A 15,584-nucleotide genomic window follows, 5' to 3' on the forward strand; every position below is an offset into this window, starting at 1 on the left:
GCTCAGACCCCGATCTGCTGGCGCTGGCGCCGCAGGTGCGGCGGCAGTTCGGCATAGACGTCCTCGAAGATGTCACGGGCCGAGGGCTTGCCGCCGGAATGCAGGGTGCCGAAGGCCTCGGCTTCCTTCTGAGCGGCGATGACGGTGGCAAGAATCTCGGCTTCTGTCTGCTTGTGGCGTTCCTCCGACCAGGCCCCGGATGCGATGAGATGCTGCTTGAGCCGGATCACGGGATCACCCAGCGGCCACTCCTCGGATTCGTGCTTCGGCCGGTAGGCGGAAGGATCATCCGAGGTTGAATGCGCGCCGGCGCGGTAGGTGACGTATTCGATCAGCGTCGGCCCGAGGTTGAGCCGCGCCCGCTCGATTGCCCATTTTGCGACGGCATAGGTCGCGAGATAGTCGTTGCCGTCGACTCTGAGCGCGGGGATGCCGAAGCCGAGGCCGCGCGCCGCGAAGGTGCCCGAGCCACCACGCGCGATGCCCTGGAAGGTCGAGATGGCCCACTGGTTGTTGACCACGTTGAGGACGACCGGCGCCTTGTAGGTCGAGGCGAACACAAGCGCCGCATGAAAATCCGACTCAGCCGTCGAGCCGTCGCCGATCCAGGCGGCGGCAATGCGGTTGTCGCGCTTGATCGCCGATGCCATGGCCCAGCCGACCGCCTGGACGAACTGCGTGGCGAGGTTGCCCGAAATCGAAAAGAAGCCGTGCTTTTTCGAAGAGTACATCACGGGCAATTGCCGGCCCTTTAGCGGATCGTGCTCATTGGAATAGATCTGGCACATCATGTCGACGAGCGGATAGTCATGCGCGATCAGCAGGCCGGCCTGGCGGTAGGTCGGGAAGTTCATGTCCTCGGGGCCGAGCGCGATGCGGAAGGCGCAACTCACGGCTTCCTCGCCGGTGTGCTGCATGTAGAAGGATGTCTTGCCCTGCCGTTGCGCCATCTGCATGCGCGCGTCGAACGTGCGCAGCGTCATCATGTGGCGCACGCCGGCGACGAGCTCGTCCTGGGAGAGGTCCGGCACCCACGGCCCGATCGCCCGGCCCTCGTGATTGAGCACGCGGATGATCGAGTAGGCGAGATCGCGAATCTCCTCGGACGGCACGTCGACCGGCGGGCGCCGGACCGAACCTGCCTTCGGAATCGAGACGCCGGAGAAATCCGGCTTGCCCCCGGGACGGCTTGCAGGCTCCGGAACGTGAAAGCGAAGCGGCGTGGGGCTGGTCATGGGAGCATCCGCTCGTTTGCCGGTTCTGGAGAGACGGCGTCTGGCCGACCGGCGTCCTCGCGCGCGAGCTCCACGACGTGAAGGCCGGTGATCGCGGCATGCCGTGACAACCGTTCCGTGAGGTCGGCGCAGTCGGCCGACGGCTGGACTTCAAGAACCATCCGTATCGTTCGGTTCCCGTCCGCCTGCGTGGTCATCGAGACCTGATCGAGGCCAAAGCCGAACCGGCCTGCGTCGAGGACAAGCCGAACGATACCGTCAAAGGGGTCGGACGTCGTGGCCGTCACGCTGACGCAGCGGCGCTGTTGAGGTTGCATGTCACGTTCTCTCGCGGCACAATGATAATCTCTTCATTCACGAAGATTTCCCAAAAATTCGACGGACTGGTCAAAGTTTCGGGATATTTTCCCGCAAGACAGCCGAGATACAGAAGGATTATCTGATGCCTGCCAGGCGGGGCCCCGTCGAGGAGCTCGATCAGCTGGATCGCCGCATTCTCTCGGCTCTGAGCGAGAATGGCCGCCTGACGACGAGCGCTCTTGCGGAGCAGGTCGGGCTCTCGAGTTCGCCGTGCTGGACCAGGGTGAAGCGCCTCGAGGAAAATGGCGCGATCGAGAAATACGTCGCGGTGCTCAATCACGCCAATCTTGGCTACAACAACATCGCCTTCGTGGAGATCACCCTGGACAAGCATGACGAGAAGGTGCTCGAGCGCTTCGGCACCGCACTGTCGCGAATTCCGGAGGTGATGGAAGCCTATCTGGTGACCGGCGAATACGATTATCTCATCAAGGTCGTCGTGCAGGACACCGATCACTACGAGCGCTTCCTGCGACAGGCGTTGTACAGGATACCGGGCATCCGGCAGTCGCGAACGACGTTCGGCCTGCGCACGCTGAAGCGCCAGATCTCGATCGATCCTTCCAAGGCCGTCCAGCCCTGACATTCGGATCGACGCCTTCTCCCGCGTTCAAGCGAAAGCCCGAGGATCGTCAGAATGCAGTCCTCGCCGTCGTTGCGGACCCTGCCCGAGGCGAAGAATAACCGCTATGAAAGCGCGAAATCAAACGGCGGCGGGGTGTCCGTCCTCGCCTCCGTCGAGACAGGAGTACTGCGATGACGAAAGCTGAGATCCGATTTCCGATCGACGGCCGAACCCGAAAGATGTTCGTCGATGGCGCCTGGGTGGAGGCACGTTCGGGCAAGGTCTTCGAGACGCGCAATCCAGCGACCGGCGAAGTCATCGGTCGAGTCCCGCGCGGTGAGGCGGCCGACATCAACGACGCGGTCGCCGCGGCCCGTCGCGCCTTCGTGGGACCGTGGAGCCGTTTCAAGCCGTTCGAGCGGCAGGCGCTGCTGCTGCGTATCGCCGACCTGTTCGAGAAGCACTGGGAGGAGATCAGCCAGTCCGATACCGCCGACATGGGAATGCCGATCGTCCGGACGCGGGCGAACAAGCTCCGCGTGATCGGCATGCTGCGCTACTACGCCGGCATGGCGACCGCGCTCCACGGTCAGACGGTGGACAATTCGCTTCCGGGCGATATCGTCTCATTCACGCGGAAGGAGCCCATCGGCGTGGTTGGCGCTATCATTCCTTGGAATGCGCCGACGGCAGCATCGGTCTGGAAGATCGGACCTGCGCTCGCGACCGGCTGCACGATCGTGCTGAAGCCGTCGGAAGAGGCGCCGCTGACACCTCTGCTGATCGCGGACCTGATGAACGAGGCCGGCGTGCCGCCCGGCGTCGTCAACGTGGTAACTGGAACCGGATCCGAGGCCGGTGCGCCGCTGGCCGAACATCTCGGCGTCGACAAGATCGTCTTCACCGGGTCCACTGCGACCGGCCAGGCGATCATCCGCGCGTCGGCCGGCAACCTCAAGCGGGTGTCTCTCGAGCTTGGCGGCAAGTCGCCGGTCATCGTCTGCGCCGATGCCGACCTCGACAAGGCCGTGCCGATCGCAGCGATGGCTGCGTTCGCCAATTCGGGCCAGATCTGTATCGCCGGCTCACGCCTGTTCGTGGAGCGCAAGATCCATGATGAACTGGTCGAGCGCCTCGGCAAGTTCGCCTCGGCGCTGAAGATCGGCGATGGCGCGGATCCGGCGACGGAGATCGGGCCTCTCGTTTCCCAGCGACAGCTCGACAAGGTCGAGGGCTTCCTGCAAAGCGGGCGCGAGGAGGGCGCGAAGGTGGTGGCCGGCGGCCGTCGAGCGAAGGAGGGCAGTCTCGCCAGGGGCAACTTCGTCGAGCCAACCGTGTTCGCCGGTGTCTCCGACGACATGCAGATCGCACGGGAGGAGATCTTCGGCCCGGTGATTTCCGCCTTGCCGTTCGACACTCTCGACGAGGCCGTGGAACGAGCCAATGCGACGCCGTACGGGCTCGCGGCAGGTGTGTTCACGCGCGACGTGAGCAAGGCGCACGTGATCTCGCGCAGCCTCCGTGCAGGGTCGGTATGGGTGAACACCTATCACGCAATCGATCCCGCCATGCCGTTCGGCGGTTACAAGATGAGCGGTTATGGCCGCGAGGGCGGCACCGAGCAGCTCGACGAATACCTGCAAACGAAGGGTGTGTGGATCAAGCTGGACTGATGCGCCGCTATCCTCGGGCAGCGATGGCGGTCATCTCGAGCTTCACGCCCGGACCGAGATCGGCCACGCCGATTGCCGCGCGCGCCGGCAGATCCGCTTCTGCGAAATGCGCCTTCCAGGCCGCATTGAACTCGGCCTTCTCCTTCAGGTTGGTCATGTAGATGGTCACCTGAAGGACGTTGGCGAGGTCGGATCCGAGCGTCTTCAACAGGCCTGCCAGCTGTCCGAGGACGTCGTTGGCCTGGCCCGACATGTCGAGGCTGGTGTCCTCGGGGACGATTCCACCGATGTAGAGCACACCGTTGTGCTCGACCACTTCGTGGAGGAGTCCTTCATAGGGCAAGACGCGCTGGATCATGATGAGGCCGATGTTGCTTGAGGGGATGGGCGGCGTATCGCACATTTCCATGTCGGTGTCGCTGCTGGAGATTTCGCGTGCTTGCAAATGGTTCGACCGAAGGCGCTCAGATAAGGCACTGAAAACAAAAGAATAAATTTCCGGTGGAATCGTCGTCGATCGCTCGCCGAATGTTCACCACATGTCGTTGCGCACGAGAGCCCAGCATTTCCGCCGACCCTGAGCCCGACGACATCGGCGGGTGGATCGGTATACTGCCACCGGAATTGACTCGGGGCGGCTGAACCGTGCCATGCCTCGGAACCAGGATCAGATGATGGACGATACGATTGGCCACCCCGACCCCGGCCTCGACCTCTCGGACGGCTTCAAGCCGCACACCTCCCATTGGGGTGTATTCTCGGCGCGCAACGGCGCGACCGGGCTCGAGGTCAGGGCCTATGCGGGCGACCCCGATCCGAACCGCATCATCGACAATTTCCCCGGCGCGCTCCGCCATCAGGCGCGCATCGCGCAGCCGGCGATCCGCCGCGGCTGGCTCGAGCGTGGCCCCGGCCCGGATGATCGCCGCGGCCGCGACGAATTCGTGTCGGTGAGCTGGGAGAAGGCGCTCGATCTTCTCGGCGACGAGCTCGGCCGCATCCGCGACACGCGCGGGCCCGGCGCCGTGTTCGGCGGCTCCTATGGCTGGTCGAGCGCAGGCCGCTTCCATCACGCCCAGAGCCAGGTGCATCGCTTCCTCAACATCGCCATGGGCGGTTATGTGCGTTCGGTGAACACTTATTCTTCCGGCGCGTCCTCGGTGCTGCTGCCGCAGATCCTCTGCGGCTACGAGGACATCACCAAGCGCAACGTCACCTGGGAGCAGATCGCGACCGAGACCGACGTCGTGCTGGCCTTCGGCGGCATGGCGCTGAAGAACTCCATGGTGGCCGGCGGCTCGATCAGCAAGCATGTCGAGCGCGGCGCGATGGCGGCGGCGCGCCGGCGCGGCTGCGAGTTCATCCTGGTCAGCCCGCTGCGCGACGATCTGCCCGTAGAGGCCGGTGCCGAATGGATGAGTTGTGTGCCCGGCACCGACACCGCCTTGATGCTCGGCATCGTCCATACGCTGGTCAGCGAGAACCTCCACGACCAGGCCTTCCTCGATCGCTTCACCGAGGGCTGGGCCGTCTTCCTGCGCTATCTCACCGGCGAGAGCGACGGGCAGGCGAAGCACGCCGAATGGGCCGCCGCGATCTCGGGCGTCGATGCGAGCACGATCCGCAACTTGGCGCGCCGCCTCGCCGGAAAGCGCGCGCTGATCACCGTCTCACACTCGCTCCAGCGCGCCGAGCATGGCGAGCAGCCGGTGTGGATGGGCATGGTGCTGGCGGCAGCGCTCGGCCAGATCGGTCTTCCCGGCGGCGGCTACGCCTATTCGCTCGGGGCGATCGGCTATTACGGCCGCCGCGTCAACGACGTGCCGGGGCCGACGCTCGGGCAGGGACGTAACGGTGTCGCCGATTTCATTCCGGTGGCGCGCATCGCCGACATGCTGCTCAACCCCGGCACGACCTATCGCTACAACGGCGAGACCCGCACCTATCCGGACATCCGCCTCGTCTATTGGGCCGGCGGCAATCCCTTCCACCACCACCAGGACATCAACCGTCTGCGCAAGGCGTTTGCGAAAGCAGACACCTTCGTCGTGCACGAGCTCGCCTGGACCGCCACCGCCCGCCACGCCGATATCGTGCTGCCCGCGACGATGACGCTGGAGCGCGAGGATATCGGCTATTCCACCAACGATCCTCTCATGGTCGCGATGCACCAGATCGCCGAGCCGTTCGGCCTTGCGCGCGACGATTACGACATCTTCGCCGATCTCGCCGAGCGCCTCGGTGCGCGCGAACCCTTCACCGAGGGCCGCACATCTCGGCAGTGGCTGGAACATCTCTACGAGCCGACCCGCGCCTCGCTCGCCAAGCGTGGTTTGGAGGCGCCTGAGTTCGACGAGTTCTGGCGCCGCGGCAGCCTGGTCGTGCCGCAGCAGCCGGACGACGGCGGCCGGCTGCGCCGTTTCCGCGAGGATCCCGTCAATCATGCGCTACCGACGCCGAGCGGCTGCATCGAAATCTTCTCCACCAAGATTGCCGCCCATGGCGATGCCGATTGTCCCGGCCATCCGGTCTGGCTGGAGAAGACCGACACGCCCAAGCCCGGCACACCGTGCTTCCTGGTGGCCAACCAGCCGGCGACGCGCCTGCACAGCCAGCTCGATTTCGGTGGACATTCGCTCGCCGCAAAGCATCGCGGCCGCGAGGTCGCGCGCATGAACCCGGTTGATGCCGACCCGCGCGGCATCAAGGACGGCGACATCATCCGCCTGTTCAACGAGCGCGGCTCGTGCCTTGCCGCCGTCCACGTCACCGACGGCATTGCAGCCGGGGTCGTGCAACTGCCGACCGGCGCCTGGTACGACCCGATGGACCCCGAAGACGACGCGCCGCTCTGCGTCCATGGCAATCCCAACGTGCTGACGCGCGACATCGGTACCTCGTCCTTCGCGCAGGGCTGCACCGGGCAGCTGACGACGGTCGAGGTCGAGAGGTTCACCGGCAACCTGCCGCCGATCCGGGCGTTCGATCCGGTGTAGGGATTGGCTCGTCATCCTCCGCCATTGCGAGCGCAGCGAAGCAATCCAGAATCCCTCCGCGGTTGCTTCGCTGCGCTCGCAATGACGGTGTGGAAATAGCATCGGTCCCACTTCCGTCCTCCGTGCGAATTCGAAATCGTCGCGCGGATGACGGAAGAACCACACCCGCGGCGCTGCTAAGGGTTCGTCTCCTCACCGATGGATCAACGAACATGACCAAAGCAGACCTTCAAGGCCCGACCGATCTCGGCGCCAACGCGAGCCGCGACATTCCCGCCGCGCTACGCGCCTTGCTCGCCGACGTCTTCGCGCTCTATCTGAAGACCAAGAACTTTCACTGGCACATGTCGGGCAGCCATTTTCGCGACTATCACCTGCTGCTGGACGAGCAGGCCGACCAGATCTTTGCGATGACCGACGACATCGCGGAACGCGCCCGCAAGATCGGCGGCACGACGCTGCGCTCGATCGGACAGATCGCGCGCGAGCAGCGCATCCTCGACAACGATGCGGACTATGTCGATCCCCTGGACATGCTGGCGGAGTTGCGCAGCGACAACCAGCAGCTCACGCGCGAGATGCGGCGCGTCCACGAGCTCTGCGACGAATATGGCGATGTCGCAACGGCAAGCCTGATCGAGAACTGGATCGACGAGGCAGAGCGGCGGGTCTGGTTCCTGTACGAGTCGGGCCGCACCGGCGCGCATGGGTGATTCCCGACGCCGAGAAAAAACAAGAAAAAAGGGGCCGTCCCGTGTGGGAGCAGGGACGGCCCCAACTGGCTCACAGACCCGGGAGGAAGAGGGTGCGAGCCGGCGCAAGCGGCAGGGCGCCTGCGCCAAAGGCAGGGAACGACGTGCTACGCAGCCGCGCTGGCGATCCAGCCTCCGTCCGTAGCGGGCCGGTGCCGCGGCATCGCCTCGATCTCACGCCGAGCGCTTTTGCTGGTGAGGCGCCAACGTGCCGGGGACTGGCCGCTGATCCGCTTGAAGACGGTCGAAAAATGCGCCTGCGTAGAGAAGCCGACGGCAAGCGCGATCTCCGCCAGTGGCCGCCCGGTCGTCGCCAGCAGCGTCTTGGCGTGCTCGATCCGGTGATTGAGCAGATATTCGCGCGGGCGATAGCCGGTCGCGGCGCGGAATTGCGCCGCAAAGTGCATCCTCGACAGGCCGGCGACGCTGGCGAGCTCGGACAGGCTGATGCTGCGGTCGAAATGATCGGCGATATGCCGCTCGACTCGTCGCAGCCGCCATTTCGGCAGCGCATTGACCCGCGCGCGTGGCGGCTCGAGCCGCGTGAGATGCATCGCAAGGGTCTGGCCGACACAGCGCGCGAATTGACGGTCTGCGGCATCGCCATGCTCGATCAGCGCCTTGGCGAGCTCGGCGGCGAGCGGATCGCGTAGCAGAACGAGGTCGCCAAGCCCGTCGGTCGCGGGCGATTGCGCCGGAAATTGGTCAGCCGGGAGGTGGAAGTGCAGGAAGGCGCAGGGCGCCTGGAATTGTGCACGGAGCGGCTTCGACGGCGCGCTGACATACAGCGTGCCTGCGGGCATGACGCCGTCGAAAATGATCTGGCGGTCGCGCGTCAATTTCGCTCGCGTGGTCTTCAGTGCAATGCCGACGAAATACCGATCCTCAGGCGTCGTTGCCTCGTGCGACGAGCTGTCTCTCACATCCTCCCATCGCGAAATCGCGATGTCCTCGATCGCCGCATTCGTACCGCGCTCGAGCCTGCGCCATCCGCTTTCTCTGGGAATCGGCTGTGCCGCCTGATGCACCTGATGGTCCCGGGGGCCAGCCTGAAGATCAGTCCAGGCATGTGCCGCCTGCAAGTCGGTAAACATCGCTCATTCTCTCCGCATCGCGGTCGCTGGGGGCGACCGGCAAACTCTCAAGCCCGGTCACCAGGCTTTCGAGAAGGCTTTCCATGGTCGGAGGATAGGCGTGGGCCCGACAAGAAGCCCGTTAGGGGTGATTAGGATGTGTTAGATTTTGTGCGAGTGCACAGGATGCGGCAGCTCGTCGCAGTTGATCCGACTTCGTCAAGCTTTTCAACTGCTTGCTTCAGCCGGCGTGGCGCGGGAGAGTTCGATCGCGTTGCGCGCGCATGGTCAACGCTGTGATAGCTGATGGAGCGACGGCTCGATCGCAGATCGCCTGCCGAGGCCTGCGCGCTCGTTGGCGCCTCGCCGCTGCTACTCGAATACGGCATCGAAAATCTCCACATCCATCAGCACGGGCCTGGCGATCACGGTTCCGTCAGGCTGCAGCGCCTGCGCGCGCCGCAGCGTCGGCACCACGATGCCGCCGAAACTGTCATGGGCCCAGGAGTAGTGCGCGACCTTCGTTCCGAACAGATCGTGATCCGTCCGTCGTTGCAGCGCGTTCGCGTCGAAATAGAAGATCTGATCGGGCGCGAGCGTGATCAGGCTCGGGGGAAATTGCGCGCGCAGCCGCCGCCAGGTTTCGGTGTTCTCGTGCCACGGCGCCAGTTCCTCCAGCACGACACCGGGGTGGGCGAGCAGGAACGGATTAGTCAGATAATTCCAGATCGCGACGCCGCAGAAGAACACGAGGTGAAGCTCGTCCGCGAGTGCAGCAGAGCCGGTCCCGGGGAACGCCAGGCTCGGATTGCGCCAGGTCCGCAGCACCTCGCCATCGGGGCTTTCGATCGTGATCGCATCCGGTTGAAAGGAGGCCGAATATTCCCCGCCGGTGATGCCGGTGAAACGAACGGATTGCGTCCGGGTCGAGCCTTCCGCAATCACATCCTTGAATTCCCTGGCATGTCCGGCGCTTGCGAACAGCGTTCCGCCGACGGACAAATGGAGCGTGAACCGGTTCAAGCTGTTCCAGCGGGCCAAACCGCCGCTGGCATCGATCACGTCGTCCAGAAGAGCCATGTCCCGCAATATCCGCAGTGAGTGCCACCACCATGGCGGGGCGCTTGCGGCTTGGCGTGTTAGAAGTTGTTAGGAGTTGCGAGCAGGGATTTGGGCGGTATCCCGTTGAACACGCTGTCAATTCAGCGCGCCCAGCAGTCCCGTTGCGGTCACCAGATCACGAGTCGCGAGGCCCTCCTGGTAGCGCGCCACAAGCGGGGCGAGCAGGTCGCGAGCGTCGCGGGCTTTTCCGGCCCGGTGCCAGATGCGGCTGAGGCTGATCGCTCCGCGAAGCTCCCAGCCGAGAGCGCATTGCCGGCGTGACAGATCGATCGCTTTGCGCAAGCAGGTTTCGGCCTCGGCTGGGTTGCCCGAGCGGGCCAGGATGTCGCCCTTGACCCTGAGCATCTCCGGCATGTCGAAGGATTCGCCATGATCGGGAATCTGGGCGATGGCCTCGTTGATCGTGCGCAAGGCCTCGCCGGTCTGGTCGTGCGCCGCGAGACCCTCGGCGAGCGCCGTCGCAAACACCGTCGTCATGATCCGGTGCCGCGTCGCATAGAGGGTGGCCTGGCTGCGGCGAAGATGTTCGATGCCGGCGGCAAGGTCGCCGCGGCGCAGCATCAGTTCGCCCTTCTGGCCGATCCCGACCGCGTGATAGGGGCCGAGGAAGTGCCGCGCCGAATGATCGATCAGCCGTTCGATCAGGATTTCGGCATTGGCCCAGTCGCCGACCCAGAGAAAGACGTAGATGGTCCAGATCAGGGAAATGCCGAGCGTCAGCGGCTGTTCGAGCAGCTCGGCCTCGCGCACCGTGTATCTGGCCGCCTCGATGGCGCGATCGGGCCGGCCGATGAGCCAGAGCCCCCTCGCCAGCGCCACCAGTGCGACGATGCGGTCGTCATAGCCGAGATGTCCGATATTCAGCCGCTGCGAGCCGGGATTGTGCAACATCGCGCTCTCGCAGAACCGCACCGCCTTGTCCTGATTGCCGATCAGATGATGTGCGACGCCGAGCATCCATTCCACGTTCAGTGCGGCAGCTGGATCGTTCAGCTTGCGCGCAACACTCTCGCCATCGACGCCGGTCCCGAGCGCGCCGTGGAAATCTCCGACCCTGGTCAGGTAGATATGCAGGCCGCGTAGCAGCCAGAGCTGCCAGTGCAAATCCTCGAGCTCGCGGGCGAGTTGAAGGCTGCGCGTGAACGCGGCTCGGACTTCCTCCGTGTTGCCTTGCGTGAACATCACGGAGACGCCGAGCGCGGCTTGCAGCGTCATCTCCTGGCGGCGGTCCAATGTGCCCGTATCGGAAGCGGCCAGCGCCTGCTGCGTCCAGCGAAGACACTCCGTCAGCAAGGTCAGCTCGAGGAAGAACTGCGCGGCCGAGGCTGCCAGCTCCACGCCGAGCGTCCGGTCGCCGCTGTCCGAAAAGCTCCAGGTTAGCGCGGCCCGGACATTGGGCAAATGGTCAGCATAGGGCAGGAAGCCGCCCGCGCTCTGCAGCCCGGAGGATTTGAGTGCGATGTCGCGCAGCAAATCGCGGAAATATTCGGCATGTGCACGCGCGACGCGGTCCGCTTCCCCGTTCTCGACGAGCTTGTCGCCGGCGAAGGTGCGGGTGGTATCGAGCAGACGATAGCGCAGCCGCCGCTCGGCAGGGGAGGTTGCGATCAGGGATTTGGACAGGAGGTTCGAGATCGCCTCGACCGCCTCGGATTCGCCGATGCCCTGGCTGGATGCGACCGCCAGCGCGGCCTCCAGCGTGAACGGCCCGACGAACACCGAGAATCCGCGCAGCGTCGCGCTCTCGGCTGCGGGGAGCAAATCGTAGCTCCAGGCGAGCGCGGCGCTCAGGGTCTGGTGCCGTGGAATGGCGGTGCGGCGTCCCCGCCACAGCAGCGAGAAGCGGCTGTCGAGTTGCGAGGCGGTCCCGGCGATGCCGTAGGCGTTGACGCGTCCGGCCGCGAGCTCGATCGCGAGCGCAATGCCGTCCAGCCGCCGGCAGATTTCCGCGACGAGCGGCGCGTCCTGCTCGCTGAGCTCGAAATCGCCGAGGCTTTCGGTAATGCGTTCCACGAAGAGCTGGCTTGCTGGATAAGCAAGGATGTCGGCAATGCCGAGCCCGTCGCGCTCGGGCGGGCAATCCAGCGGAAACAGCCGATGCACGCGCTCGCCTTCGCTGCGAAAGGATTCCCGGCTGGTGGCGAGAACGTGCAGCTCGCTCGCCTCCTGGATGAGGCGCTCGGCCAGGGGCGCGAGGTCGTCGAGGATGTGCTCGCAGCTGTCGAACACCAGCAGCGTGCGGCGGCTGCGCAGGAAGCTCAGCAAGCCCGGCGTCGGGTTGTCGGAATTGACCGTCAAGCCGAGGGTGGCCGCGATCGTTCCGGGAATGAGCCGCGCATCCGTCAGCGCGCCGAAATCGACGAAGCACACCTGGCCTTCGAACGTCTCGCGCTCGCGATGCGCGACGGCGACTGCGACCGAGGTCTTGCCGATCCCGCCGGGGCCAACGATGGTGACGAAGCGATGCAGGGCGAGCTCGGCGCAAATCTTCTCGACCGCGTCGTCCCGTCCGATCATCCGCGCAAGCGGCGAGGGCAGCGCGTGCGGCGAAGTGACAGGCGTGCCGGTTCGGCTCTCCGCAACAGCAGGACGGAGCAGCGGGGCGGTGAAGCAATAGCCGCGGCCGGGCACGTTGACGACGTAGCGCGAGCCTTCTCCGGCGTCTCCCAGCGCCTTGCGCAGCGTCGTGATGTGGAAGCGCAGGCTGCCCTCGTCGACGTTCACGTCGGACCACACGCGCTTGATCAACTCCCGCTTGTCCACGACCTCGCCGGCGCGCTCGGCGAGAAAAATCAGAATGTCGAGCGCGCGACCGCCGAGATGAAGCGGGGCGCCGTCCTTCTCCAGAAGCCGCGATTTTGCAAACAGCCGGAATGGTCCGAAGAAGATTGCCGAATCCTGGTCGTTAGTGTCCGACACGAGCCAATGGTCCAATGAAGGGATGCTGTCTGCAACTTTGGTCTAGCAGAACGACATCGCGAGTAAACCGGTCGAAAGTGGCGAAATCGCGTGGCGATCGCCGGAGCGCCCGGGGAATGACACCCGCAAATTCTGCATAAACGCGAGCGGCTTACGACGCGGGCCGCGACAATTCGTCAGTGTGCTTGACCGTCGCGACGGCGGTCTCCGCTGCCGGATTGTGACGCCGCCGATCATAACAGAATCTTGCAAAGTCTAACGAGCAAATCGCAGGCGGCGCATTCAGTATAGCTTTCGAGTGAGGTCTCATTGCAGCGGGAGCCTGTCATGTCCACCATCGGCTCGATGCCGAACGGGAGTGCCGTTCGATCTCAATTCGCCGCAGGTCTCGACGATCAGTCGCGCGATTGGGAGCTCGTGCTGCGCGAGTCCCACCATCGCATGAAGAACACGCTGACGCTGCTGGGTGCGTCAGTCCGCCGCGACCTCGCACGGACCGGCACGAGGGACGTCTCGCTGGCGGTGGACCGGTTCGAGCGGCGCGTCGTTGCCTTTGGCAGGCTCTATCAGCTGCTGTGCTGCAACGACGATCCGTCGACGGTCTCCGTCGGGCCTTTCTTCGAAAATCTGTGCGGGGCGCTTTCCGAGGCGGTGCTGGAGCCGGCGGGCATCCGCTGCGAAGCCGCAATCGAAGGCGGCGTGCTGCCGGCCTCACACTGTCATCGGCTCGCGCTGATGCTGACGGAGCTGGTCACGAACGCGGCAAAGCACGCCTTCCCGAACATGAACGGCGGGCTGATCCGCATCGACGTCGCGCGCCGCGGCGGCGCCTGGGTCTGCACGGTGGCCGACAACGGCATTGGTGCGATCGGTCCGCTCCGGGGCACCGGCAGCCGCATTCTCGAAGGGCTCGCCCGCAGCATCCATGCGCGGCTGCATGGTGAAGCCGGGCAGGGCGGCACGCGGGTGACCATCGTGATGCCAACCGCCGCCTGAAGGATTGCCTCAACTCACACCACGGGAGTTCGACATGGCCACACTCGAAATCGACCGCAATGCCGCGGCCAAGCCGTCGGCATCACGCAGCGTTGACATGAAGCTCGAAGTCGTCGTCATTCCGGTGTCCGACGTCGACCGCGCGAAGGCATTCTATGCGCGGCTCGGCTGGCGACTGGATGCCGATTTCGCCTCACTCGACGACTGGCGCGTGATCCAGTTCACGCCGCCGGGCTCGGCCTGCTCCGTGATCTTCGGCAGGAACGTCACGCCGGCCGCCCCTGGCTCGGCGCGAGGTCTGTATCTGATCGTCTCCGATCTCGCGGCCGCGCGAAAGGATCTGCTCGAGCGTGGCATTGCCGTCAGCGAGCCCTTCCACGGTGCCGGTGATGTTCATGCCGGGCCCGATGAGCCGTATCTGTTCGGCAGAGTTCGCGTCAGCGGCGCTGACCCGAAGCGCGGCAGCTACAGCTCATTCGCCTCGTTCAGTGATCCCGACGGCAATGGTTGGCTGTTCCAGGAGGTCACGACACGGTTGCCCGGACGCATCGCGGCAGACGACACGACATTCGCATCGCAAACTGATCTCGCCGCGGCGCTGCGCCGCGCCTCGGTGGCACATGGCGAGCACGAGAAGCGTACCGGCGGTCACGACGACAACTGGGCGGATTGGTATGCCGACTACATCGTGCGCGAGCAGGCCGGCCAGGAACTGCCAACCTGAAGCGAGCTGGCGCCAGGCGGTCACGCTGATGTCGCCTTCGGCCGGTACGGAGCGCCGGTGTCAACAACAAGCGAGGAGAAGTGAGATGATCCGCAAGGCAACGGCAGTCTGGAAGGGCACCGGTCGCGATGGCACAGGCCAGCTGTCGAGCGAATCCGGCGTGCTTGCCGGGACTCCCTATTCGTTCAAGACCCGCTTCGAGAACGAGAAGGGCACCAATCCCGAAGAGTTGATCGCAGCAGCCCATGCCGGCTGCTTCACCATGGCGCTCGCCTTCGGCCTGCAGATGGCGGGTTTCACGCCGGACGAACTCTCGACGGAAGCCGCCGTCACGCTCGAGCCCGAGGGCAAGGGTTTCAAGATCAGCAAGTCGGCGCTCACCTTGCGCGCAAAAGTGCCGAACCTCGACGATGCCGCCTTTGCCCGAATCGCCAGTGAGGCCGAGAAGAATTGCCCGGTGTCGAAGGTGCTCAACGCCGCGATCACGCTCGACGCCAAACTGGGCTAGAGGCGAGTTTTCAATTTGGGTCCGTCCGGTTCTAGGAACCGGGTGGACAGGCGTGAGATGCGTGGCTTTCCGCCGGGCGTCCGAGAGCCTATGATGCGGCAGACGCAGAACCGACAGAGCGATCAATTGGGAGCATCAGATGACGACTGAGCGCGCAGTTTTGGCCGGAGGCTGCTTCTGGGGCATGCAGGATCTCATCCGCAGGCAGCCGGGCGTGATCTCCACCCGGGTCGGCTACACCGGTGGCACGGTCAAGAACGCCACCTATCGCAATCATGAAGGCCACGCCGAAGCGATCGAGATCATCTTTGATCCGGCGAAGACCAGCTTCCGGACCATGCTGGAGTTCTTCTTCCAGATCCACGATCCCACCACGCTCAACCGTCAGGGCAATGATCTCGGCACGAGCTACCGTTCCGCGATCTTCTATACCAGCGGCGAGCAGAAGCGGATTGCCGAAGACACCATCGCCGACCTCGATGCGTCCGGCCTGTGGCCCGGCAAGGTGGTGACCGAGGTCGCGCCCGCAGCCGAGTTCTGGGAAGCTGAACCCGAGCATCAGGACTATCTCGAGCGATATCCCGACGGCTACACCTGTCACTTCATCCGGCCCGACTGGAAGCTGCCGCGCCGCGCGGCTGCCGTGGGAAGGTAGAGCGTC

At 64.8% G+C, this 15,584-nt stretch carries 14 protein-coding genes; 8 read left to right on the forward strand and 6 right to left on the reverse strand.

Annotation, left to right across the window (positions count from 1 at the left end):
* Positions 1-2: 2 nt before the first annotated feature.
* Both ACRQ5Q_RS12245 and ACRQ5Q_RS12250 read right to left on the reverse strand, forming a co-directional pair.
* Positions 3-1,235, reverse strand: a complete 1,233-nt coding sequence (locus ACRQ5Q_RS12245) for a 3-methyl-2-oxobutanoate dehydrogenase (2-methylpropanoyl-transferring) subunit alpha (RefSeq protein ID WP_439398007.1) — start codon at positions 1,233-1,235, stop codon at positions 3-5.
* A complete protein-coding gene (locus tag ACRQ5Q_RS12250) occupies positions 1,232-1,552 on the reverse strand; it encodes a hypothetical protein (protein WP_439398009.1) in 321 nt (106 codons plus the stop codon). The genes ACRQ5Q_RS12245 and ACRQ5Q_RS12250 overlap by 4 nt, the downstream gene beginning before the upstream one ends.
* A 125-nt stretch (positions 1,553-1,677) precedes the next feature.
* Here ACRQ5Q_RS12250 and ACRQ5Q_RS12255 point away from each other — a divergent pair, with 125 nt between their 5' ends.
* Together ACRQ5Q_RS12255 and ACRQ5Q_RS12260 are read left to right on the forward strand one after the other, a co-directional pair.
* Entirely contained in the window at positions 1,678-2,178 is a 501-nt protein-coding gene (locus tag ACRQ5Q_RS12255) for an Lrp/AsnC family transcriptional regulator (RefSeq protein WP_439369788.1), read from the forward strand.
* Positions 2,179-2,351: 173 nt separating this feature from the next.
* The gene (locus ACRQ5Q_RS12260) at positions 2,352-3,833 is read left to right on the forward strand and encodes an aldehyde dehydrogenase family protein (protein ID WP_439398011.1); all 1,482 of its coding nucleotides are present in this window, start codon (positions 2,352-2,354) and stop codon (positions 3,831-3,833) included.
* A gap of 7 nt (positions 3,834-3,840) precedes the next feature.
* Here the strand turns inward: ACRQ5Q_RS12260 and ACRQ5Q_RS12265 are convergent, their stop codons facing one another.
* Complete coding sequence (locus ACRQ5Q_RS12265) at positions 3,841-4,191, reverse strand: RidA family protein (protein ID WP_439369786.1); 351 nt, start codon at positions 4,189-4,191, stop codon at positions 3,841-3,843.
* Between the two features lie 316 nt (positions 4,192-4,507).
* Between ACRQ5Q_RS12265 and ACRQ5Q_RS12270 the strand changes: the two genes are divergently transcribed.
* Positions 4,508-6,829 carry a molybdopterin guanine dinucleotide-containing S/N-oxide reductase gene (locus tag ACRQ5Q_RS12270; RefSeq protein WP_439398013.1) on the forward strand — a complete coding sequence of 774 codons (2,322 nt, stop codon included), beginning with the start codon at positions 4,508-4,510 and terminating at the stop codon, positions 6,827-6,829.
* A gap of 212 nt (positions 6,830-7,041) precedes the next feature.
* Entirely contained in the window at positions 7,042-7,542 is a 501-nt protein-coding gene (locus tag ACRQ5Q_RS12275) for a Dps family protein (protein WP_439369784.1), read from the forward strand.
* Positions 7,543-7,688: 146 nt separating this feature from the next.
* Here the strand turns inward: ACRQ5Q_RS12275 and ACRQ5Q_RS12280 are convergent, their stop codons facing one another.
* The 3 genes from ACRQ5Q_RS12280 to ACRQ5Q_RS12290 all read right to left on the reverse strand — a co-directional run bounded on the left by ACRQ5Q_RS12280 (position 7,689) and on the right by ACRQ5Q_RS12290 (position 12,695).
* A complete protein-coding gene (locus ACRQ5Q_RS12280; protein WP_439369783.1) occupies positions 7,689-8,675 on the reverse strand; it encodes a helix-turn-helix domain-containing protein in 987 nt (328 codons plus the stop codon).
* 351 nt (positions 8,676-9,026) lie between these two features.
* Positions 9,027-9,734 carry a hypothetical protein gene (locus ACRQ5Q_RS12285; RefSeq protein WP_439398014.1) on the reverse strand — a complete coding sequence of 236 codons (708 nt, stop codon included), beginning with the start codon at positions 9,732-9,734 and terminating at the stop codon, positions 9,027-9,029.
* Positions 9,735-9,851: 117 nt separating this feature from the next.
* Complete coding sequence (locus ACRQ5Q_RS12290) at positions 9,852-12,695, reverse strand: ATP-binding protein (RefSeq protein WP_439398016.1); 2,844 nt, start codon at positions 12,693-12,695, stop codon at positions 9,852-9,854.
* A gap of 327 nt (positions 12,696-13,022) precedes the next feature.
* On the opposite strand from ACRQ5Q_RS12290, the gene ACRQ5Q_RS12295 reads away from it, so the two are divergent.
* The 4 genes from ACRQ5Q_RS12295 (at position 13,023) to msrA (ending at position 15,578) form a co-directional block, all read left to right on the forward strand.
* Complete coding sequence (locus ACRQ5Q_RS12295) at positions 13,023-13,691, forward strand: sensor histidine kinase (RefSeq protein WP_439398018.1); 669 nt, start codon at positions 13,023-13,025, stop codon at positions 13,689-13,691.
* Positions 13,692-13,725: 34 nt separating this feature from the next.
* Entirely contained in the window at positions 13,726-14,415 is a 690-nt protein-coding gene (locus ACRQ5Q_RS12300) for a VOC family protein (protein WP_439369780.1), read from the forward strand.
* An 85-nt stretch (positions 14,416-14,500) separates the two neighbouring features.
* Positions 14,501-14,923, forward strand: a complete 423-nt coding sequence (locus ACRQ5Q_RS12305) for an OsmC family protein (RefSeq protein WP_439398020.1) — start codon at positions 14,501-14,503, stop codon at positions 14,921-14,923.
* A gap of 139 nt (positions 14,924-15,062) precedes the next feature.
* Positions 15,063-15,578, forward strand: a complete 516-nt coding sequence (msrA, locus tag ACRQ5Q_RS12310; RefSeq protein WP_439398022.1) for a peptide-methionine (S)-S-oxide reductase MsrA — start codon at positions 15,063-15,065, stop codon at positions 15,576-15,578.
* Positions 15,579-15,584: the final 6 nt, after the last annotated feature.

The organism is Bradyrhizobium sp. PMVTL-01, assembly GCF_051861855.1.
In the GTDB taxonomy this organism is placed as follows: Bacteria; Pseudomonadota; Alphaproteobacteria; order Rhizobiales; family Xanthobacteraceae; genus Bradyrhizobium.